General features: G+C 66.8%; 18 protein-coding genes. 11 read left to right on the top strand and 7 right to left on the bottom strand.

Annotation, left to right across the window (positions count from 1 at the left end):
- Positions 1–162 precede the first annotated feature (162 nt).
- The gene (gene dnaA, locus ABE522_RS02505; RefSeq protein WP_042612144.1) at positions 163–1,518 is read right to left on the bottom strand and encodes a chromosomal replication initiator protein DnaA; all 1,356 of its coding nucleotides are present in this window, start codon (positions 1,516–1,518) and stop codon (positions 163–165) included.
- A 254-nt stretch (positions 1,519–1,772) separates the two neighbouring features.
- Here dnaA and rpmH point away from each other — a divergent pair, with 254 nt between their 5' ends.
- The 5 genes from rpmH to ABE522_RS02480 all read left to right on the top strand — a co-directional run bounded on the left by rpmH (position 1,773) and on the right by ABE522_RS02480 (position 6,820).
- Positions 1,773–1,913 carry a 50S ribosomal protein L34 gene (gene rpmH / locus ABE522_RS02500; protein ID WP_006404565.1) on the top strand — a complete coding sequence of 47 codons (141 nt, stop codon included), beginning with the start codon at positions 1,773–1,775 and terminating at the stop codon, positions 1,911–1,913.
- A gap of 5 nt (positions 1,914–1,918) precedes the next feature.
- Positions 1,919–2,413, top strand: a complete 495-nt coding sequence (gene rnpA, locus ABE522_RS02495; RefSeq protein WP_346590329.1) for a ribonuclease P protein component — start codon at positions 1,919–1,921, stop codon at positions 2,411–2,413.
- Positions 2,413–4,110, top strand: coding sequence for a membrane protein insertase YidC (yidC, locus tag ABE522_RS02490; protein ID WP_346590327.1), 1,698 nt, complete (start codon positions 2,413–2,415; stop codon positions 4,108–4,110). The genes rnpA and yidC overlap by 1 nt, the downstream gene beginning before the upstream one ends.
- Before the next feature lie 66 nt (positions 4,111–4,176).
- A complete protein-coding gene (mnmE, locus tag ABE522_RS02485) occupies positions 4,177–5,538 on the top strand; it encodes a tRNA uridine-5-carboxymethylaminomethyl(34) synthesis GTPase MnmE (RefSeq protein ID WP_406846289.1) in 1,362 nt (453 codons plus the stop codon).
- Between the two features lie 190 nt (positions 5,539–5,728).
- The gene (locus ABE522_RS02480; RefSeq protein ID WP_346590325.1) at positions 5,729–6,820 is read left to right on the top strand and encodes a glycerophosphodiester phosphodiesterase; all 1,092 of its coding nucleotides are present in this window, start codon (positions 5,729–5,731) and stop codon (positions 6,818–6,820) included.
- A gap of 4 nt (positions 6,821–6,824) precedes the next feature.
- On the opposite strand, the gene ABE522_RS02475 is transcribed toward ABE522_RS02480, so the two are convergent.
- The 3 genes from ABE522_RS02475 to ABE522_RS02465 all read right to left on the bottom strand — a co-directional run bounded on the left by ABE522_RS02475 (position 6,825) and on the right by ABE522_RS02465 (position 9,342).
- On the bottom strand, positions 6,825–6,989 hold the full coding sequence (locus ABE522_RS02475) for a hypothetical protein (protein WP_346590324.1): 165 nt from the start codon (positions 6,987–6,989) through the stop codon (positions 6,825–6,827).
- Between the two features lie 484 nt (positions 6,990–7,473).
- On the bottom strand, positions 7,474–8,250 hold the full coding sequence (locus ABE522_RS02470; protein WP_346590323.1) for a rhomboid family intramembrane serine protease: 777 nt from the start codon (positions 8,248–8,250) through the stop codon (positions 7,474–7,476).
- Between the two features lie 135 nt (positions 8,251–8,385).
- Positions 8,386–9,342, bottom strand: a complete 957-nt coding sequence (locus tag ABE522_RS02465; RefSeq protein ID WP_042612151.1) for a TerC family protein — start codon at positions 9,340–9,342, stop codon at positions 8,386–8,388.
- 328 nt (positions 9,343–9,670) lie between these two features.
- Here ABE522_RS02465 and ABE522_RS02460 point away from each other — a divergent pair, with 328 nt between their 5' ends.
- Both ABE522_RS02460 and ABE522_RS02455 read left to right on the top strand, forming a co-directional pair.
- On the top strand, positions 9,671–10,837 hold the full coding sequence (locus ABE522_RS02460) for a class I SAM-dependent rRNA methyltransferase (RefSeq protein ID WP_346590320.1): 1,167 nt from the start codon (positions 9,671–9,673) through the stop codon (positions 10,835–10,837).
- Between the two features lie 164 nt (positions 10,838–11,001).
- The gene (locus tag ABE522_RS02455) at positions 11,002–12,231 is read left to right on the top strand and encodes a dipeptidase (RefSeq protein ID WP_346590319.1); all 1,230 of its coding nucleotides are present in this window, start codon (positions 11,002–11,004) and stop codon (positions 12,229–12,231) included.
- Between the two features lie 60 nt (positions 12,232–12,291).
- Here the strand turns inward: ABE522_RS02455 and ABE522_RS02450 are convergent, their stop codons facing one another.
- From ABE522_RS02450 to ABE522_RS02440, 3 genes are all read right to left on the bottom strand, one after another.
- Positions 12,292–13,719 (bottom strand): amino acid permease, encoded by a 1,428-nt coding sequence (locus ABE522_RS02450; protein WP_346590318.1) that lies wholly within the window; start codon positions 13,717–13,719, stop codon positions 12,292–12,294.
- A gap of 136 nt (positions 13,720–13,855) precedes the next feature.
- Positions 13,856–14,488 carry a leucine efflux protein LeuE gene (leuE, locus tag ABE522_RS02445; RefSeq protein WP_101098179.1) on the bottom strand — a complete coding sequence of 211 codons (633 nt, stop codon included), beginning with the start codon at positions 14,486–14,488 and terminating at the stop codon, positions 13,856–13,858.
- 174 nt (positions 14,489–14,662) lie between these two features.
- A complete protein-coding gene (locus ABE522_RS02440) occupies positions 14,663–15,577 on the bottom strand; it encodes a LysR family transcriptional regulator (protein WP_346590316.1) in 915 nt (304 codons plus the stop codon).
- 98 nt (positions 15,578–15,675) lie between these two features.
- Here ABE522_RS02440 and ABE522_RS02435 point away from each other — a divergent pair, with 98 nt between their 5' ends.
- The 4 genes from ABE522_RS02435 to ABE522_RS02420 all read left to right on the top strand — a co-directional run bounded on the left by ABE522_RS02435 (position 15,676) and on the right by ABE522_RS02420 (position 19,549).
- Positions 15,676–16,683 (top strand): zinc-binding alcohol dehydrogenase family protein, encoded by a 1,008-nt coding sequence (locus ABE522_RS02435; RefSeq protein ID WP_346590314.1) that lies wholly within the window; start codon positions 15,676–15,678, stop codon positions 16,681–16,683.
- Positions 16,684–16,941: 258 nt separating this feature from the next.
- Positions 16,942–18,504, top strand: a complete 1,563-nt coding sequence (locus ABE522_RS02430) for a DNA recombination protein RmuC (protein WP_346590313.1) — start codon at positions 16,942–16,944, stop codon at positions 18,502–18,504.
- Between the two features lie 53 nt (positions 18,505–18,557).
- Positions 18,558–18,941: a hypothetical protein gene (locus ABE522_RS02425; RefSeq protein WP_346590311.1), complete on the top strand. Its 384-nt coding sequence runs from the start codon at positions 18,558–18,560 to the stop codon at positions 18,939–18,941.
- A 65-nt stretch (positions 18,942–19,006) separates the two neighbouring features.
- Positions 19,007–19,549 carry a glutathione peroxidase gene (locus tag ABE522_RS02420; protein WP_346590310.1) on the top strand — a complete coding sequence of 181 codons (543 nt, stop codon included), beginning with the start codon at positions 19,007–19,009 and terminating at the stop codon, positions 19,547–19,549.
- The last annotated feature ends 229 nt before the right edge of the window (positions 19,550–19,778 follow it).

The following is a 19,778-nucleotide window of genomic DNA, read 5'->3' as shown; positions in this document are numbered from 1 at the left end:
TAATGCCTCGAAACCCTATGGAATACCGCCCTTCAGACAGGGGGGAAAGCTGTGGATGGAATTTCCTGGATCAGGAACGCCTTTTTTATCCACAACATGCCCCGTGCTTGCCCCCGGATTCTGCACCGTTTTGTGCGATGACGCCTCAACGGCGTACGTGCATCATTCGCTCAGCTTGCGAATGAGCTTGTCCCAGTCTTCCCGCAGCTTGCCGTCGGTTTCCATCAACGTCCGGATCTGGCGGCAGCCGTGCAGCACCGTGGTGTGGTCCCGCCCTGCGAAGGCGTCGCCGATCTCGGGCAGGCTGTGCTCGGTCAGTTCCTTGGTCAGGGCCATCGCGACCTGGCGCGGACGCGCCAGCGACCGGGTCCGACGCTTGGACAGCAGATCCTTGATCTGCAGGCCGTAGTAGTCGGCAACGGTTTTCTGGATGTTGGGAATGCTGATGGCCTGCTGCTGGGCCCGAAGCAGATCGCGCAGGGTTTCCTGGGCGAACTCCGTGGTGATCGCACGGCCAGTGAAATTGGCCCGCGCGGTCAGGGTATTCAGCGCGCCCTCGAGGTCGCGCACGTTGGAGCGCATCTTCTTGGCAATCAGGAACGCCACATCGTCGGGGATCTCAGCGCCACGCTCGCGTGCCTTGGCCAGCACGATGGCGGCGCGGGTTTCGAAGTCCGGTGGTTCGATGGCCACCGACAGGCCCCAGGCAAGACGCGACTTCAGGCGCGCTTCCAGGCCTTCGACTTCGCGCGGATACCGGTCGCAGGTCAGGATGATCTGCTGCTTGCCGTCGAACAGGGCGTTGAAGGTGTGGAAGAACTCTTCCTGGGTGCGGTCCTTGCCGGCGAAGAACTGGATGTCATCGATCAGCAGCGCGTCCACCTGCTGGAACTGGCGCTTGAACTGATCCATGGTCTTTTCCTGCAGGGCCCGGATCATCGCGCTGAAGAACTGCTCCGAACGCAGGTAGAGCACCTTGGCGTGCGGGTTGGCTTCGCGCATCGCGTTGCCGGCCGCGAACATCAGATGGGTCTTGCCCAGGCCGGTGCCGCCGTACAGCAGCAGCGGATTGTGCGCGCGGTCACCCGGACGCTGCGCGGCCTGGAACGCCGCCGCCAGGCCCAGCTGGTTGCTGCGGCCTTCGACGAAGTTGGCGAAGGTGTAGTGCGAATCCATGTTGCCGGCGAACGGCACCACCGGCGCACTCGCCGCCGGCGGCAGCGCTGGCGAGGCACCACCGCTGAACAGCCCCGGATTCGACGCGATCTGCGTCTCCATGGGGCGCGGACGCGAGCCGATTTCAAGAAAAACGTCGCCAAAACCAGCGAAGTGGGTCAGCAGTTCGCGGATCCTCGGCAGGTACAGCGAGCGCACCTGGTCGACGATGAAGGCATTGGGGGCGAAGAGGATCAAGGCGTCAGCGCGCAGATCAGCCTGCAGCGGCTTCAGCCAGGTGTGAACGTCTTCAGGCGGGAACTCCGCTTCAAGGCGTTCCAGACAACGGGACCAGGCATCCATCGGCAATAATCATCTTGGGCCGGTGGTCAGGCGCTTGAAAGCACCGTCCCGACAGGCCGGAAAGGGGGAAAAGGATGACTCAGACTACCATCGCCGGGCGGCCTCTGGAATGCTTGTCCCGCAGTTATTCACAAAATCATCCACAGCTATTGCACAGCCCCATGAAATCGCGTAGTCACAAGGACTTGACGCGAGGGGGTATGTACCTCTAGAATTTCCGGTTCTTTCCGTCCATTTCATACGAGAGGCCCAACATGGCCACCAAGCGCACTTTCCAGCCCAGCAACCTCAAGCGTAAGCGCGACCACGGTTTCCGTGCCCGTATGAAGACCGCTGACGGCCGCAAGATCCTGTCGCGTCGCCGCGCCAAGGGCCGCAAAGTCCTGAGCGCCTGATTGCCATGCCGCTGTCCGCGGCAGACGCAATCCTTCCGATAGTGAGTACTGCTGACCCGCGCAAGCGATTCCCTCGCTCTGCGCGGGTTCGCACGCGTGCCGAATATTCTACGGTCTTCAACGGCGCCCGCCGGGTGTCCGAACCGCTGATGACCCTTCACTGGCTGCCAGGAGACCGGCCGGCCAGGATGGGTCTGGCCGTTTCACGCAAGGTGGATCCGCACGCCGTAGGGCGTAACCGGATCAAGCGCGTCCTGCGCGACGCCTTGCGACATTGCCGCGCTGACCTGCTGCCGGGCGACATTGTCGTCGTGGCACGTAGTGCTGCGCGTGCCGCCAGCAACGATGAGATCCGCCAGGCCTTCCTGCGCCTGTTGCGACGCCTTGGTGCATTGCCCGCCCCGGTCGTGGACGGCACAATGCCGCCTTCCGACGGCGTCGCATCGCCTTCTTCGAACGAGCCGGCACCACGCCCCGGCACCGCAGAGCCTGTCCGCTGATGAACCAGACCCGTATTTTCCTTATCTTTGCCTGGCTGATGGTGGCCGTGCTGTTGTGGATGGAGTGGGGCCGCGAAAAGGCCGCACCGCCGGTCACGCAGACCACGACCGCCGTGGCCGCTGCCACCCAGGCCGTCCCCGGCGCCACGCCCGGCGGCGTGCCCGGTGCACAGGTGCCCGGCGCCACGGCGGCGGCGACGACCGCCCAGGCGACCGCTACCCCCGCCGCCCAGCGCGTGACCGTCACCACCGACGTGCTGCGCCTGGTGCTCGATGGCGGCCGTGTGCTGGACGCCGAGCTGCTGCAGTTCCCGCAGACCAAGGCCGACAACAGCCCGCCGGTGCGCCTGCTGACCGAAGACCCCGCGCATCCGTACAGCGCGATCAGCGGCTGGGCCAGCGAAGACAAGAGCGTGCCGGTCCCGGGCGCCGATGGCTTCACGCTGGTCGGTGACCAGCGCGAGTTCGTGCTGGCCGACGGCCAGAAGGAACTGCAGATCCCGTTCGTCTGGAATGGCCCGAACGGCGTGGTGATCGACCGCACCCTGACCCTGTCGCGCAACGAGTACGCGATCAAGGTCAAGGACGTGGTCCGCAACCAGGGCACGGCGCCGTGGAACGGCTTCGTCTACCGCACGCTGGACCGCAGCCCGACCATCCTGTCGCGCAGCATGACCAACCCGGATTCCTTCAGCTTCAACGGCGCAACCTGGTTCAGCACCGAAGGCGGCTACGAGCGTCGTGCCTTCGCTGATTACATGGACGACGGTGCGCTGAACAAGAACATCACCGGTGGCTGGCTGGCGATGCTGCAGCACCACTTCTTCACCGCGTGGATCCCGCAGTCCGACCAGGTCGCGCACTACGTGCTGTCGCAGAACAACGGCCGCGACCAGATCGAAGCGCGTGGCCCGGCCTTCAACGTCGCGCCCGGCCAGCAGGTCAGCAGCGAAGCCCGCCTGTGGGTGGGTCCGAAGCTGGTCAACCTGATCGCCAAGGAAGACGTGAAGGGCCTGGATCGTGTGGTCGACTACAGCCGCTTCTCGCTGATGGCGGTGATCGGCCAGGGTCTGTTCTGGGTGTTGAACCAGGTGCACAAGCTGGTCAACAACTGGGGTTGGGCGATTGTCGGCCTGGTGGTGCTGCTGAAGATGGTGCTGTATCCGCTGTCGGCGGTGCAGTACAAGAGTGGTGCGAAGATGCGTCGCTTCCAGCCGCGCATCGCGCAGCTGAAGGAACGCTACGGCGATGACCGCCAGAAGTTCCAGACCGCGATGATGGAGCTGTACAAGAAGGAAAAGATCAATCCGATGGGCGGCTGCCTGCCGATCCTCATCCAGATGCCGATCTTCTTCGCCCTGTACTGGGTGCTGGTGGAGTCGGTCGAACTGCGCCAGGCGCCGTGGCTGGGCTGGATCCAGGACCTGACCGCGCGCGATCCGTACTTCATCCTGCCGGTGATCAACGTGGCGGTGATGTGGGCCACGCAGAAGCTGACCCCGGCACCGGGCATGGACCCGATGCAGCAGAAGATGATGCAGATGATGCCGATCGTGTTCGGCGTCATGATGGCCTTCATGCCGTCCGGCCTGGTCCTGTACTGGGTGGTCAACGGCGGCCTGGGCCTGCTGCAGCAGTGGTGGATGACCAAGCGCCACGGCGGCGATCCGGTCCCGGCCATCGCCACCAAGAAGTAAGCCGCACAGGAACCCGCCGCAAGGCGGGTTTCCTGCTTCTGGCCGACGGCAGACCAACCCCGCACAATGACCGCCATGGATACCACCGCTACCGACACCATTGTTGCCATCGCCACGGCCGCCGGCGCAGGCGGGGTGGGCATGCTGCGCCTTTCCGGACCGCGTGCGGCGACCATCGCCCACCTGCTCGGGGCACCCGTGCTGCGTCCGCGTCATGCGCATTACGCGCGCCTGCGCGATGCCGACAACGAGGTGATCGACGACGGCATCGTGCTGTGGTTCCCGGCACCGAACAGTTTCACCGGCGAAGAAGTGGTGGAACTGCAGGGCCACGGCAGCCCGGTCGTGCTGCAGCAGCTGGTGGCACGCTGCATCGCGCTGGGTGCGCGCCAGGCGCGGCCGGGTGAGTTCAGCGAACGGGCTTTCCTCAATGGAAAGCTGGATCTGGCCCAGGCCGAGGCAATCGCCGACCTGATCGCGGCCGGCGACCATCGCGCTGCGCGTGCCGCACGCCGCTCGCTGGACGGGCTGTTCTCGCGCCGCGTCGACGAGGTGGCCGAACAACTGGTCAGGTTGCGCATCCACGTCGAGGCCGCCATCGATTTCGCCGATGAACCGCTGGATACACTGGGCGGTGAGCAGATGCGGCGTGGCCTGCTGCAGGCACGTGAAACCCTGGCGCTGCTGCGCCGCGATGCCGAACGCGGCCGCCGCCTGCGCGATGGCCTGCATGCGGTACTGATCGGCCCGCCGAATGCCGGCAAGAGTTCGCTGCTCAACGCGCTGGCCGGCAGCGAGCGGGCGATCGTCACCGACATCGCCGGCACCACCCGCGACACCCTGCGGGAGACCATCCGGCTGGACGGCCTGGAGCTGACCCTGGTGGATACCGCTGGCCTGCGCGATGGCGGTGATGCGATTGAACGCGAAGGCATGCGTCGTGCGCGGGTGGAAATAGAGCGCACGGATCTTGCGCTGATCGTGCTGGATGCGCGCGATCCCGCCGCCGGTGAAGCGGCGATCGGCGCATCGGTGCTGGACGTGCCGCACAAGGTCTACATCCACAACAAATCCGACCTGCTGCCGAGCGGCACGGGGCAGGGCAGCGATGACCCGGACCGGGTGTTCGTGTCCGCCGCGACCGGTGCCGGCCTGGACGACCTGCATGCGCGCCTGCGTTCGATCGCCAGCGCCGGTGCCGGCGAACAGGTGGACGGCGAGTTCTCCGCGCGCACCCGCCATGTCGACGCCATCGAGCGCGCGCAGGAACACGCACTGCAGGCCGATGGCGAGCTGGCACACGAGCACCTGGAACTGGCCGCCGAAGAACTGCGGCTGGCGCACGAGGCGCTGGGCGAGATCACCGGCGCGATGAGCGCCGATGACCTGCTGGGCCGGATCTTCTCCAGCTTCTGCATAGGGAAGTAGGGCGGGAGCCGGCTGGTGGAGCCGACTTCAGTTGGCTGCCCTGTTCAATCGCCGCTCACTCGGCGTTCCGGGCATTTGTGCAACAAGCGCTTGCACAAATGCCCGCGCACCGCCTACAGACCCGCTACCTCCCCCTGTCATATTGCAGACGCATACTCGCCGCATTCGTCATCCACCAAGGGGATAGTCCGTGAAGTCGTGGGGTTGTGCAGTGCTGTTGTCGCTGGCCGTGGCACCATCGTTGGCCATGAGCGCCGAATCTTCATCAGCTGCACCGGGCAAGGCCTCGGTCTATGCCCACCGCGGGGCCAGTGCGCTGCTGCCCGAACACACTCTGGCGGCCTATGCACAGGCCATCACCGATGGCGCCGATTACATCGAGCCGGACCTGGTGATGACCAAGGACGGGCAGCTGGTGGCCCGCCACGAGAACGAGATCGGCGGGACCACCGACGTCGCTTCCCGCGAGGAGTTCGCCGATCGCCGCACCACCAGGACCATCGACGGCGAACAGGTCGAGGGCTGGTTCACCGAAGACTTCACCCTGGCCGAACTGAAGACGCTCTACGCACGCGAGCGCCTGCCACAGCAGCGCAGCACCGCCTTCGACGGGCAGTTCCGCATTGCCAGCTTCGATGAAATCCTGGCCTTCCTGGTGCAGCAGGCCGGCCGTGCCAACCGGGGCATCGGGCTGGTACCGGAGATCAAGCACCCCAGCTACTTCCAGTCCATCGGCCTGCCGATGGAAGACAAAGTGCTGGCCGCGCTGCAGGCCAACCCGTATACCAAGGTGGGTCCGGTGACGCTGCAGTCCTTCGAGACCGCCAACCTGCGTTACCTGCGCGGCAAGCTCGGCCGCGGCAGCAACATCCGCCTGCTGCAGCTGACCTGGAAGGGCGACGCCAGGCCGGCCGACGTGGCCAAGGCGGGCGGTGCGCTGACCTATGCACGGATGCTGACACCTGACGGGCTGGCGGACATTGCGACCTATGCTGACGGCATCGGGCCGGAGCTGCGTTCGATCATTCCGCTGGACGCCAAGGGCGCCCTGGGCCAGCCGACCACGCTGGTACGCGATGCGCATGCGGCGGGCTTGATGGTGGTTCCCTACACCTTCCGCCCGGAGAATCTTTTCATCGCCGCCAACCTGCGCAGCGGTGACGCCAACGCACGCAACCCCGATGGCTCCATCGCGGAAATGCGGGCTTACCTCGCCACCGGCATCGATGCGTTCTTCACCGATGATCCGGCGCTGGGTCGCAAGGCGGTCGACGGCCGCTGAGCGGCTATTTGCCGGCAGACAGGCTGGAGCCGCGGCCGCGGCGCAACGGACAGCGGCGAGGATCGCCGCAGCGGCAGCAGCGGCGGCCCACGGGATCGCGCAATGCGATGTAGAAGAGCAGCAGGCCCACTACCAGCAGCAGACCGGCGATCACCAGATACAGCACCATGTCGTCGATCGATGCGCCAGGGGGTGGGAAGGCTCCCATGCGGTGTTTCCTCGCAGCTGGTCACGTGCATCCGATGCGCGTGGCGGACGGTGCGGGTTGGCGCGCGGGCGTTTCGGGGAATCCGCGACAGGATGCCAATCCCGGCTGGACCTGAGGATTCCAGCCGGTACATGGTGGGCAAACCGGTCGAGCCGCGTCTATGACGGAAATTTGAAAGCGGGAGAGCATGACGACCAACGGTCGTCACCTATCGGAGCAGGCGCCACAGCAGGACGGCCAGCGGCCGTCACTAGCGAGGGGCGCAGGTGCCGGTAGCGCCGAGCCACGCTCGGCGAGCGCAGCGGCAAGAGAGCAACAGCGTGACGACCAACGGTCGTCACCCACCAAGGCAACCCACGGTCGTCACCCACCAGAAGCAGCCCACGGTCGTCACCCACCAGAAGCAGCCAACGGTCGTCACCCGGCAGAAGCAGCCGGCAGGCGATCAGCGCGGTGCGTCATCCTGGCCTGGGCGTCGGAACGGCAGCACCACGTAGTCGTGGCCTTCGCGTGGCTGCCACAGCACCGGCACCTGGCGCGGCGAGGGCGGCTCCAGCTCGTCGTCGGGCAGCGCTTCGATGGCATCTTCTTCGTCTTCCCAGCTGTAGCGTGGGCGGGCCGCCATCGGGTCGCTGTTGCGGAACAGCAGCGCGGCGATGATGCCGGCGAACGCGCCGCCCATGTGCGACTGCCAGGACACGCCCGGGGTATGCGGCAGCACGGTCATCAACATGCCGCCGTAGAACAGCATGCCGATCAGCCCGGTGGCGATGGCGGCGCGGTCGCGGCGCAGCAGGCCCAGGCTGGCCAGCAGGAACATCAGGCCGTGGGTGACGCCACTGGCGCCGAGGTGTCGGCTGCCCGGGTCGCCCAGCAGCCAGGCGCCGATGCCGGAGCCGATCCACAGCAGCGGCAGCGCGCGCAGGGTCGCTTTCGGATAGACGCTGCCGGCAAGGGTGCCGAGGATCAGCAGGGCCACGCTGTTGGCGGCGATGTGTTCCACCGATCCATGCAGCAACGGTGCACCGAGCAGCCCGAGCAGCCCGGCCAGCTCCAACGGCGCCACCGCCCACGGCCGCCAGTCGAAGTAGTCCTGCAGCGCGAACACGGCCACCAGCAGCACCACGGCACCAAGGCTCAGGTTGAAGGCGCGCAGGATGCGCAGGCGATCGGTAGGTGGGGCCGGGTCGGCGCCGGCGGGCACGGGTGCGTTGGCGTTCATATCCAAGCAATGGCGGTGGCGGGGGCGAAACCAACCCCGGCGGGGTGGGAAAGTAAAACGGGCCGGCGGGACAATCCCGTCGGCCCGTTGCTGCGGCGCGCGCTGCCGGCCCCGCAGGACCGGTAACGCGATCGATCAGGCCTTGTCGTGCTTCGGCGGGATCTTCAGGCTCAGCACCACGGTGATGGCGATGATCAGCGCGACCACGCCCAGCGAGATCGGGGTCGGGATCTTGAACAGGTCGATGATCATCATCTTGATGCCGATGAAGCCCAGCACCAGTGCCAGACCGTACGGCAGCAGGTGGAAGCGATCGGCCATGCCGGCCAGCAGGAAGAACATCGCGCGCAGGCCCAGCACCGCGAACACGTTCGAGGTCAGCACGATGAACGGGTCGGTGGTGATGGCGAAGATGGCCGGAATGCTGTCCACCGCGAAGATCACGTCGGTCACCGCGATCAGGATCAGCACGGCGAACAGCGGGGTGTACCAGCGCTTGCCATCGCGCATGACGCTCATCGCATTACCGGCGTAGTCCGGCAGCAGGCGCAGGTGCTTGCGCATCCAGCGCAGGGCCGGGTTGGTCTCCAGGTCCGGCTCCTGACCGGCCGAGAACCACATCTTCCAGCCGGTGAACAGCAGGAAGGCACCAAACACGTAGAGCAGCCAATGGAACTTGGTGATCAGCACACTGCCGGCGAAGATCATGATCGTACGCAGCACGATCGCGCCCAGGATGCCGATGATCAGCACCTTCTGCCGCTGTTCCTCGGGCACTGCGAAGTAGCCCATGATCATCAGGAAGACGAAGATGTTGTCGACGGCCAGCGCTTTTTCGACCAGATAGCCGGTCAGGAACTCCAGGCCGACCTTGTTGGCCACCACCTGTCCGGCGGTCTCGTTCAGGTAGTACCAGAGGCCACCATTGAAGGCCAGGGCGAGCAGCACCCAGCCGATCGACCACCACAGGGCCTCCTTGAAGGTGACCTTGTGCGGGCCGCCGTGGCGCATCAACACCAGGTCGACCAGCAGCGCGATGATCACCACCGCGCCGAAGCCGAGCCATAACCACAAATTACCGATCGTCTGCATGGGTTGTCCGTTGGGAAAAAGAAAAAAGCCTCAAGCCGGACGGCGAGGATCTGCAACGGAGGATCGGGAGGGGGATCCAGGGACAGAGCTTCGCCGGTACGGCGAAGGTCTCGCTCGCAGCCCCGATGTGGTGGGACTGCCGCTGCACCGGAGCCTGCGGGCTCGAATTGACGGCGACAACGTTGGGAGCTACTCCCCTTCTGGCGCCGATTCTGCGGGCATCCCGGCGCCGCGTCAATCACCGGGTAGTGAGGGCCGCTGGCCGTCGATCGCGCGAATCGCGGGGACGGTCAGCGGCCTTGCCCACCCCAGCGATTACAATAGGCCGATGAATACCTCTGCCCCCTCAGTCCGTCTCAAGAATGCCTGGCGTTCCAGCCACCCGTGGATCTTCCAGAAACTGGTCGAAAAACCGGCCGTCCGGCCCAAGCCCGGCACCATCGTCGACGTCTTCGGCGTGGAAGGGGACTTCATCGGGCGGGGCTTCTACAACGGGCATTCGCGCATCGCCGTGCGCATCCTGGAAACCGACGAGCGCGTGCCGGTCGACGCCGGCTGGTTCTCGCGCAAGATCGCCCAGGCGGTGGAACTGCGCCGTGACGTGTTGAAGCTGGATGCGGTCAGCGATGCGTGGCGCGTGGTGCACAGCGAAGGCGACGGCCTGTCCGGGCTGGTGGTGGACCGCTATGGCGACCTGGTGGTGGTGGAGTTCTTCGCCGCCGGCATGTTCCGCCACCGCGAATGGATCTACGAGGCGCTGAGCGAACAGTTCCCGGGCTGCCGCTTCCACAGCTTCGCCGACGAACACGTGCAGAAGCAGGAAAGCTTCGATTTCCATGGCAACACCACCACCGATGCCTCGGTGATCACCGAGTACGGCGTCAAGTTCCGCGCCGACCCGGCCGGCGCGCACAAGACCGGCTTCTTCGCCGACCAGCGCGACAACCGCGAGTGGCTGAGCCAGCAGGTCGAAGGCAAGACCGTGCTCGACCTGTGCTGCAACACCGGCGGTTTCGCGGTGTACGCCGCCGCACGCGGTGCCAGTGAAGTGGTGGGCATCGACATCGACGAGGACGTGATCCAGATCGCCAAGGGCAACGCCAAGCTCAACAACGTGCGGCCGAAGTTCGTGCAGTCCGACATCTTCCCGTGGCTGCGCGATGCGGCCAACCGCGGCGAGCAGTACGACGTGGTGATCCTGGACCCGGCGAAGATGACCCGTGACCGCGACCAGGTCATCAGCGCGCTGAAGAAGTACCTGGATATGAACAAGCTGGCGCTCGGCGTGGTCAAGCCGGGTGGCCTGTTCGCCACGTTCTCGTGCACCGGCCTGGTGGCCGAAGACCAGTTCCTGGACATGCTGCGACGTGCGGCGTTCTATTCCGGCCGCACCATCCAGATCCTCAAGGTGTCCGGCGCCGGTCCCGACCACCCGTTCATGGCCCACGTGCAGGAATCGCGCTACCTCAAGGCTGTGTTCTGCCGCGTGCTGTAACCGCGTACGGACCCAACCCGGTGGGTGACGACCAACCCCTGTGGGTGACGACCAACCCCGGTGGGTGACGACCAACCCCGGTGGGTGACGACCGTTGGTCGTCACATGGACCCGCCAAGGCGCGCAGGCTATCGTCAGGTCTCCCCGTTCCCGGTGAGACCTGCATGATCCTGCGTCGCCTGCCGCTGCTGCTCGCCCTGGCGCTCAGCACGCCGTTGTCCGCCCATGCCATCGATTTCAGCGCCGCCGAACTGCAGCGCGCCAAGGCCCTGCAGCAGCGCCTGCTGACCCTGGACAGCCATCTGGATACGCCGGCCAACTTCGCCCGCGATGGCTTCGACATCGACAACCGCCATGACCACAACGCGCTGTCCCAGGTGGATTACCCGCGCATGGTGGAAGGGGCGCTGGACGGCGGCTTCTGGGCGATCTACACCGGCCAGGGCGACCGCAGTGCCGCCGCCCAGTTGCGCGATCGCGATGCCGGCCTGCAGCGGCTGCTCGACATCCGCACCATGCTGGCCGCCCACGGCGACCGCTTCGCGCTGGCGCTGACCCCGGCCGATGCGCTGCGGATCAAGGCCGACGGCAAGCGCGTGGTGTTCATCAGCATGGAAAACGCCAGTCCGTTGGTGGCCGATCCCAGCCTGTTGCGCTTCTACCACCAGGCCGGGCTGCGCATGCTGAGCACCGTGCACTTCGCCAACAACGAGTTCGCCGATTCGGCTACCAACCCGAAAGGGCCGGAATGGAACGGGCTGAGCCCGGCCGGCCGCGCGCTGGTCGAAGAGGCGGTGAAACGGGGCATCGTCATCGACCAGTCGCATGCCTCCGATGCGGTATTCGACCAGCTCATCGCGATGATGCCGGTACCGTTCGTGCTGTCGCACAGCTCGGCCAGGGCGATCCACGACCACCCGCGAAATCTGGACGATGCGCGCCTGCGCCAGCTGGCCAAGGCCGGCGGGGTGATCCAGGTGAACGCCTACGGCGGCTACCTGGTGGATCCCGGCAAAAGCCCCGAGCGCAAGGACGCCGAAGACGCGCTGAGCAAGCGGCTGGGTGGCTGGGAAGGCATGAGCATCGCGCAGGGCGAGGAACTGCAGCGCGGGGAAGAGGCGCTGGACCGGCAGTACCCGGTGCGCCACGCCAGCCTGGATGACTTCTTCGCGCACATGGGCCACATCCTCGACGTGGTGGGCCCCGAACACGTTGGCATCGGCCTGGACTGGGATGGCGGCGGCGGGCTGACCGACCTGCGCGATGTCAGCCAGCTGCCGAAGATCACCGCCTGGCTGCTGCGCCGCGGTTACGACGAAAAGCAGATCGCCGGCATCTGGGGCGGCAACCTGCTGCGGGTGATGCAGCAGGCGCAGGACCACGCCCGCCCCTGACCACGCGGTAGTGACGGCCGCTGGCCGTCACACCGATTGACGGCCAGCGGCCGTCACTGCCTAGCGGCCCAGCACCGCGTTGCGGCGGCTGTACAGGAAGTACACCGCCAGCCCGATCACGTTCCAGATCAGGAAATACAGCTGGGTGCTGTGCGGCAGGCTGAAGAACAGGTACACACAGCCCAGCGCGGCCGCCGGACCGACGATCCAGGCCAGCGGCGTGCGGAAGGTACGTGCGCGGTCCGGTTCACGGCGGCGCATCACCACCAGGCACACGCCCACTGCGGTGAAGGCGGCCAGCGTGCCGGCGTTGGCCAGTGCGGCGATTTCATCCAGCCGCGCCACGCCGGCCAGTGCCGATACCAGCAGGGCACTGAACAAGGTGGTCGCCACCGGCGTGCCGGTGCGCTTGCTGACATTGGACAGGCGGCGCGGCAGCATGCCGTCGCGGCCCATGACGAAGAACACCCGGCTCTGGCCGAACATGAAAGCCAACAGCACGGTGGGCAAGGCCACGATGGCCACGATGCCGATGATCAGCGCGGCAGTCGGGTGGCCCAGCTGGCGCATGATCAGTGCCAGCGGCTCGGCACTGCTGCCGAACACCGCATAGCTCATCGCACCGACGGCGGCCAGCGCGACCAGCATGTAGATGATGGTGCAGCCGACCATCGAACCGATGATGCCGATCGACAGATCGCGGCCCGGATTCCTGGTTTCTTCGGCGGCGGTGGCGATCGCATCGAAGCCGTAGAAGGCGAAGAAGATGATCGCCGCCGCCGCCATCACGCCGCGCTCCAGCCCATCCGGGCCCAGCGATTTGGCGAAGCCATATGGCATGAACGGCTGCAGGTTGGCGCTGTCGAAGGCGGGCAGCGCCACCGCCACGAACACGCCCAGCGCGATGATCTTCAACACCACCAGCACCGCGTTGAGCGTGGCGCTTTCCTTGGTGCCCAGCATCAGGCCACCCGCCACCAGCCAGGTGATCAGCACGGCCGGCAGGTTGAACAGGCCGCCTTCCACGTGCGGACCCGCCGACAGCGCCAGCGGCAGGCGGATGTCGATGCCCATCTGGTTGTTCACCCATTCCAGGAAGCCGACGAAGTAGCCGGACCAGCCGACCGCCACGGTACTCACCACCAGCGAGTACTCCAGGATCAGGCTCCAGCCGACCACCCACGCGAAAATTTCGCCGAGCGCGGTGTAACTGTAGGTATAGGCACTGCCCGAGGCCGGCATCATCGTTGCCAGCTCGGCATAGGACAGCGCGGCGCAGGCGCAGACCGCACCGGCGATGGCGAAGGAGATCAACACCGCCGGGCCGGCCAGGTTGGCGCCCACACCGATCAGCGTGTAGATGCCGGTGCCGACGATGGCGCCGATGCCCAGCGCGATCAGGTGCGGCCAACTCAGTGTGCGGACCAGCTGCCTTCCGGCTTCATGGACGGTGACGGTATCCAGGGATTTGCGCCGGAGCAAAGACATTCGGGCCTCGTGGTGACTGGGAACGACAAGTGCCCGAGTGTGACCGAATGCGGCGCAGCATTACTACTGACGGACGCTCATTGACAAACCGCTTGGCGCTGCACCCGGCAACCGCTGCCGGAATCGGCACAACGCCTCAGCCATTCAGCCCGAGCCGGATGCCGAAGCCCAGCAGGAACACCCCGGCCACGCGTCGCAGCACATCACTGATGCGCGGATGCTGGATCAACCGACGACGGGCCAGGTTGCCGGCGCCGATCAGCAGCGAGCAGTACGCCACGCTGACCACGAAGATGATGCCGGCAAGCGCGGCGAACGTGGCCACGCCCTGGTGCTGGCGCGGGTCGATGAACAGCGGCAGGAACGCCATGTAGAACAGGATGGCCTTCGGGTTGAGCAGGCTGACCAGGATCGCCTGGCGGAAATAGTGGCCCGGTGCCAGCCGCACGCTGCCCGGCAGGTCGCTGCCGTCGGCTTTCGGCGTGCGCAGCAGGCTGATGCCCACCCACACCAGGTAGGCCGCGCCCAGGTACTGCACGGCATGGAACACGGTCGGGTTGGCTTTCAGCAGCGCGGCCACGCCGGCCAGCGCCAGCCACATCAGGATCTGGTCGCCCACCAGCAGGCCGGCCAACGCCGTGTAGCCGCCCCGCACGCCACCGCGGCCGGTGGCGGTGAGCAGGGTGAAGGTGCCTGGACCCGGCAGGGCCAGGAACACCAGCACGGCGACCAGGAAGGTCCACAGGTCCTGGATGCCCATCCACGGCATGGCGGCTCACTCGTTCAACGCAGGGGCCTTCATTGTAGTGACGGCCAGCGACCGTCACTACCGAGGCAACCGGTCCGGTAGCGCCGAGCCGTGCCCGGCGAGCGCAGCGGCGCAGCGGTGACGACCAACGGTCGTCACCCACCAAGGCAGAGCGCGGACGGCCAGCGGCCGTCACTACCGGGCGGTGGGCAACCCGTGCAGCAACGGCGTCAGCCGCTCACCCAGAAACCCATGCAACTGCCGCACCGCCGGCGAAAACTGTTTGCGGTGCGGGCAGACCAGATTCAACGGCAGGCTCTCGCCCTGGCCGTCCAGCAGCACCTGCAGGCGTCCTGCACGCACGTCATCGCCGACATCCAGCCACGATTTGTAGGCGATGCCTTCCCCGGCCACCGCCCAACGCCGCACCACGTCGGCGTCGTCGCACAGCAGCGCGCCACGCACCGCGACCACGCTGCGTCGGCCATCCTGTTCGAAACTCCAGCGGTCATGGGTGCGGCCGCCGAGCTGGTACAGCAGGCAGGCATGGTCCTTCAGCGCCTCCAGGCTGTCCGGTGCCGGGTGCGCCTGCAGGTAGGCCGGAGACGCCACCAGCACGCGGCGGTTGCCCGCCAGCAGCGGCAGGGCGACATAGCTGGCGTTGTCGAAGCGGCCGAGCCGGAAGGCGATATCGACCGGATCGCGGAACACGTCGGCCACCTGGTCGGACAGCTGCAGGTGCAGCTGCAGCCGCGGATGCGCACGCCGGAACGCGGTCAGCCAGGGCAGCAGCACGTTGCGGCCCAGGTCCGATGGCGCCGCCACCTGCAGGGTGCCGGCCAGTTCGGCGGCTTCACCCTGTACCCGCGCCTGGCCCTCGCGCAGCGCTGCCAGGCCTTCCTGCGCATAAGGCAGGTACTGCGCGCCCTCGGCCGTCAGGCGCAGGCTGCGGGTGGTGCGCACGAACAGCCGCAGGTCGAGCTCGCGCTCCAGCCGCGCGATCGCTGCGGCCACCTGACCGGGCAGCAGATCGACCTCGCGCGCTGCACGGCTGAAACTGCCCAGCGCCGCGGTGCGCACGAACAGCTGCAGGTCGTCGAACCGGACCATTTTCACCACAACAGAGAAAGTGATGCCTGATTCTGCGCCTTTCCAGCGTCACCTGCAGCGTCCATCCTGAGCGCCTCCCCCCGCTGCGGAGTTACCCGATGCGCGCTGTTGCCTATACCCACGCCGGCCTGTCGCCGGACGACGCCAAATCGCTGGTCGACATCAATCTGGACCTCCCCACCCCCGGCCCGCGCGACCTGCGCGTGGCGGTCAAGGCCGTGGCGGTGAACCCGGTCGACGCCAAGGTGCGCCGCAACGCCGCCACCGAAACCCCGCGCGTGCTCGGCTTCGACGCCGTGGGCGTGGTCGATGCGGTCGGTAGTGACGTCACCCTGTTCCAGCCCGGTGACGAGGTCTACTACGCCGGCGCCATCGATCGTGCCGGCAGCAATGCCGAATACCAACTGGTGGACGAGCGCATCGTCGGCCGCAAGCCGTCCAGCCTGGACGATGCCAGCGCCGCGGCGCTGCCGCTGACCGCGATCACTGCTTGGGAACTGCTGTTCGACCGTCTGCGCATCGCCGAGGGCACCGGCGAAGGCCAGACCCTGCTGGTAATCGGCGCGGCCGGCGGCGTCGGCTCGATCCTGGTGCAGCTGGCACGCCAGCTGACCAGGCTGACCGTGGTCGGCACCGCCTCGCGCCCGGAAACCCAGGACTGGGTGTACGCGCTGGGCGCGCACCATGTCATCGACCACAGCCAGCCGCTGTCCGAAGGCCTGGCGCGGCTTGGCATCCCACACGCCGAACACGTGGCCAGCCTGACCCACACCGACCAGCACTACGCACAGATCATCGAAGTGCTGGCACCGCAGGGCCAGCTCGGCCTGATCGACGACCCCGGCCAGCTGGACGTGATGGCGCTGAAGCGCAAATGCGCCTCGCTGCACTGGGAGTTCATGTTCGCCCGGCCGCTGCACCAGACCGCCGACATGCAGCAGCAGCACGCCCTGCTCAACCGCGTCGCCGGCCTGATCGACGCCGGCGTGCTGCGCACCACGCTGGGCGAAAACCTGGGCCGCATCAACGCCGCCAACCTGCGCCGCGCGCACGCACTGATCGAAAGCCAGAAAGCCAAGGGCAAGATCGTACTGGAAGGCTGGTAAGCCCCGCGCCCAATCCTTTTTCAACGCGGCTGGCACCGCGCGAAAAACTGTCAGCGGGTGGGGCGGGGAGGTTATGCGGGGCCTTGAGCGGCAGGAGCCGCGAAGAGCTACATGGACGTACTTGCGCGTGCCCCGCATAACCTCCCCGCCCCACCCGACACCAGGCCCCTGCGCGAAGCCTGACAGCCGCGAGGAGGTTCCACCCGTTCGACCACCCCCGGCGCAGCGGATGAGACGGCGGCCGCCTAAACTAGCGGCATGGAAACCCAGACGCTTGCTCTACTGGCCGTGCTGTTGCTGGCCGTCATCCTTGTCCTGCTGGTGGTGGTGCTGCGCCGTTCCGGCGGCGGCACCGACCCCCACGAGCTGGACGCCCTGCGCCAGGCGCTTGCCGACGAACGCGACCGCAGCCTGGCCGCGCAGGTCGACGCCGGCCAGCTGCGTGGCCGCCTGCAGTCGCTGCAGGACGACATCGAAGGCGAACGCCGACGTGGACTGGAAGCGCAGCAGGCACTCAGCGCGGCACAGGGGCGCATCGAACGCGACGCCGCACTGGCCAGCGAGCGTGACACCCGCCTGGTCGAACGCGGCAACGCCCTGCAGCAGCTGCAGGCACAGCTGGCTGAAACGCAGCAGCAGCTGCAGGCCCAGCGCGAAAGCTACCAGCAGCTGCATGGCGAGCACACCCGCCTGCAGGCCAACCTGCAGCACTCCCAGCAGGCCAGCGACGAACTGCGCGCCTACCTGGACAGCGCCAAGGAGAAGCTGAGCGGCGCCTTCGCCGAACTGGCCGGCAAGGTCTTCGAAGAGCGCGGCCAGCAGTTCGAGAAGAACGTACGCCATGCCACCGGGCAGTCGCGGCAGGACATCGAGAACCTGCTGAAACCGTTCACCGAACGCCTGCAGGAATTCCGCGGCCGGGTCGACGTGTTGTACGCCGAAGAAGCCCGCGAACGCGCCAGCCTGCTCGGCGCGGTGGGCGAACTGAAGACGCTCAACCAGGACATGGCCTCGCAGGCCGCGGCCCTCACCAACGCCTTGAAGGGCAATGCGAAGGTGCGCGGCGACTGGGGCGAGCTGATGCTGGAAACCGTGCTGCGCGGCTCCGGGCTGGAAGAAGGCGTGCACTACAAGCGCCAGCAGCACGTGGTGGATGACGAAGGCGAACGCCTGCGCCCGGACGTGGTGGTGAACTTCCCGGACCAGCGCAGCATCGTGGTCGACAGCAAGGTCAACCTGGTGGCGTGGCAGGAAGCCATGAACGCGGTGACCCCCGAAGCCAGCGGCGAAGCGCTGCTGCGGCATGCCACCGCGCTGCGCGCGCATGTGCGCGACCTCGGCGTACGCAACTATCCCAAGGCGATGGGCGAAGAACAGACGCTGGACGTGACCATCGCCTTCGTGCCGATCGAAGGGGCCTTGTCGGCGGCGTTGTCGGCCGATCCTTCGCTGCAGACCTATGCCTTCGACAACAAGGTGGTGTTCGCTTCGCCCAATACGCTGATGGCGCTGCTGCGCGTGGCCGAACGGCTGTGGACGCGCGACAAGGTGCAGAAGCAGGCGCTGCAGATCAGCGACGCCGGGGGGCTGGTGCTGGACGCGCTGATGGCATTCCTGAGCGATTTCAACAACGTCGGCAAGAAGCTCGAAGACGCCACTGCCGCCTTCTCCAATGCCCGCAACCGCCTGCAGGATTCACGCCATTCGGCGATCAGCCGTGCGCGACGATTGGCCGAGTTGGGCAGCAAGGCCAAGAAGGCACTGCCGCCTGAACTGCAGCCCGACACCGTGCAGCAACTGGTGGCGCCTGACGGGGAGTAGACACATCGCTTCGGTATCCTCGGCATCTCATTCGCACCTGATGGATACCGCCGATGCGCCTTTCCCTGCTGGCCAGCCTGCTGCTGGTGACCTCCCTCGCCGGTTGTGCTTTCGGTGGCAGCCGTCCGGATGCCGCCGCGACGGCCGCCGACACGGTGCCGGCGGTGGCCGCGCTGGACGCCGCCGCGTGCACCGCGCAGGGCGGCGAGCTGCGTCCATTGGGACGCCTGCAGCGCGTGCAGTGCGTGGTGCCGTATGCCGATGCCGGCAAGACCTGCAACGCCAAGGCCGACTGCAGCGGCCAGTGCCTGGCCATCGGTGAAGTGGTTGCCGGCTCGCCGGCCTCCGGTGTCTGCCAGCGCGATGCCAGCGAAAACTTCGGCTGCCGCCAGCGCATCGATGGCGGCGTTGCCCAGGGCACGATCTGCGTGGATTGAGCGCGCGCTGCCGCGCGTCCCCTGCGTGATGCATTACCTTCCCATCTCGTAACCAGGAGTCCGCCGTGACCCAGTCGATCCAGGATGTTCCCGTCACCACCATCGAAGGCCAGCCGGCCTCGCTGGCTGATTACCGCGGCAAGGTGCTGCTGGTGGTCAACGTTGCCTCCAAGTGCGGCCTGACCCCGCAGTACGAAGGCCTGCAGAAGCTGTACGCGGAAAAGCAGGCGCAGGGCCTTGAGGTCCTCGGTTTCCCGGCCAACAACTTCCTCGGCCAGGAGCCGGGCAGCGAAGCGGACATCCAGCAGTTCTGCCAGCTGACCTATGACGTCAGCTTCCCGATGTTCGCCAAGATCAGCGTGGCCGGCGATGACGTGCATCCGCTGTACCAGCAGCTGATCGCCGCCCAACCGCAGGCGATCGGCGAAGGTCCGATGCGCGAACGCCTGGCGGCCAAGGATCTGGCCCGGCCGGCACCGGGCATCCTGTGGAATTTCGAGAAGTTCCTGATCGGCCGCGACGGCCAGGTCATCGCCCGTTTCGCCCCGGATGTAACCGCGGACGACGCCCGCGTGCGCGAAGCCGTGGACGCCGCACTGGCGGCCTGAGTCCGCGAACGGCGCAGCCGCTCGTGGTGGGGCGCGAACTGCGCGGTTTGTTGGGCTGGGCCCGGGCGGGAGGAGTTGGTGGGGGACGGCAAGAGCCGCTCCTGCGGGCCTCGTGTCGCGCCATCCATGGCGCTCCACGCCCCCACCAACCCCTCCCACCCGGCCCTGACCGTCCGCGCGCGCGTCCCGCCACGTAGAAGAGAGAAAAAAGAAGGGGTCAGAGTCCTTT

This window comes from Stenotrophomonas lacuserhaii (assembly GCF_039674585.1).
GTDB classification, from domain to species: domain Bacteria; phylum Pseudomonadota; class Gammaproteobacteria; order Xanthomonadales; family Xanthomonadaceae; genus Stenotrophomonas; species Stenotrophomonas pennii_A.
Note: the sequence above shows the minus strand (reverse complement) of the source record. Positions and strands in the feature narration are given on the sequence as shown.

Bases quoted from the DNA above. Each gene is read 5' to 3' on its own strand.
- dnaA (WP_042612144.1), bottom strand. From the start codon at position 1,518: ATGGATGCCTGGTCCCGTTGTCTGGAACGCCTTGAAGCGGAGTTCCCG.
- rpmH (WP_006404565.1), top strand. From the start codon at position 1,773: ATGGCCACCAAGCGCACTTTCCAGCCCAGCAACCTCAAGCGTAAGCGC.
- rnpA (WP_346590329.1), top strand. From the start codon at position 1,919: ATGCCGCTGTCCGCGGCAGACGCAATCCTTCCGATAGTGAGTACTGCT.
- yidC (WP_346590327.1), top strand. From the start codon at position 2,413: ATGAACCAGACCCGTATTTTCCTTATCTTTGCCTGGCTGATGGTGGCC.
- mnmE (WP_406846289.1), top strand. From the start codon at position 4,177: ATGACCGCCATGGATACCACCGCTACCGACACCATTGTTGCCATCGCC.
- ABE522_RS02475 (WP_346590324.1), bottom strand. From the start codon at position 6,989: ATGGTGCTGTATCTGGTGATCGCCGGTCTGCTGCTGGTAGTGGGCCTG.
- ABE522_RS02470 (WP_346590323.1), bottom strand. From the start codon at position 8,250: ATGAACGCCAACGCACCCGTGCCCGCCGGCGCCGACCCGGCCCCACCT.
- ABE522_RS02465 (WP_042612151.1), bottom strand. From the start codon at position 9,342: ATGCAGACGATCGGTAATTTGTGGTTATGGCTCGGCTTCGGCGCGGTG.
- ABE522_RS02460 (WP_346590320.1), top strand. From the start codon at position 9,671: ATGAATACCTCTGCCCCCTCAGTCCGTCTCAAGAATGCCTGGCGTTCC.
- ABE522_RS02455 (WP_346590319.1), top strand. From the start codon at position 11,002: ATGATCCTGCGTCGCCTGCCGCTGCTGCTCGCCCTGGCGCTCAGCACG.
- ABE522_RS02450 (WP_346590318.1), bottom strand. From the start codon at position 13,719: ATGTCTTTGCTCCGGCGCAAATCCCTGGATACCGTCACCGTCCATGAA.
- leuE (WP_101098179.1), bottom strand. From the start codon at position 14,488: ATGCCGTGGATGGGCATCCAGGACCTGTGGACCTTCCTGGTCGCCGTG.
- ABE522_RS02440 (WP_346590316.1), bottom strand. From the start codon at position 15,577: ATGGTCCGGTTCGACGACCTGCAGCTGTTCGTGCGCACCGCGGCGCTG.
- ABE522_RS02435 (WP_346590314.1), top strand. From the start codon at position 15,676: ATGCGCGCTGTTGCCTATACCCACGCCGGCCTGTCGCCGGACGACGCC.
- ABE522_RS02430 (WP_346590313.1), top strand. From the start codon at position 16,942: ATGGAAACCCAGACGCTTGCTCTACTGGCCGTGCTGTTGCTGGCCGTC.
- ABE522_RS02425 (WP_346590311.1), top strand. From the start codon at position 18,558: ATGCGCCTTTCCCTGCTGGCCAGCCTGCTGCTGGTGACCTCCCTCGCC.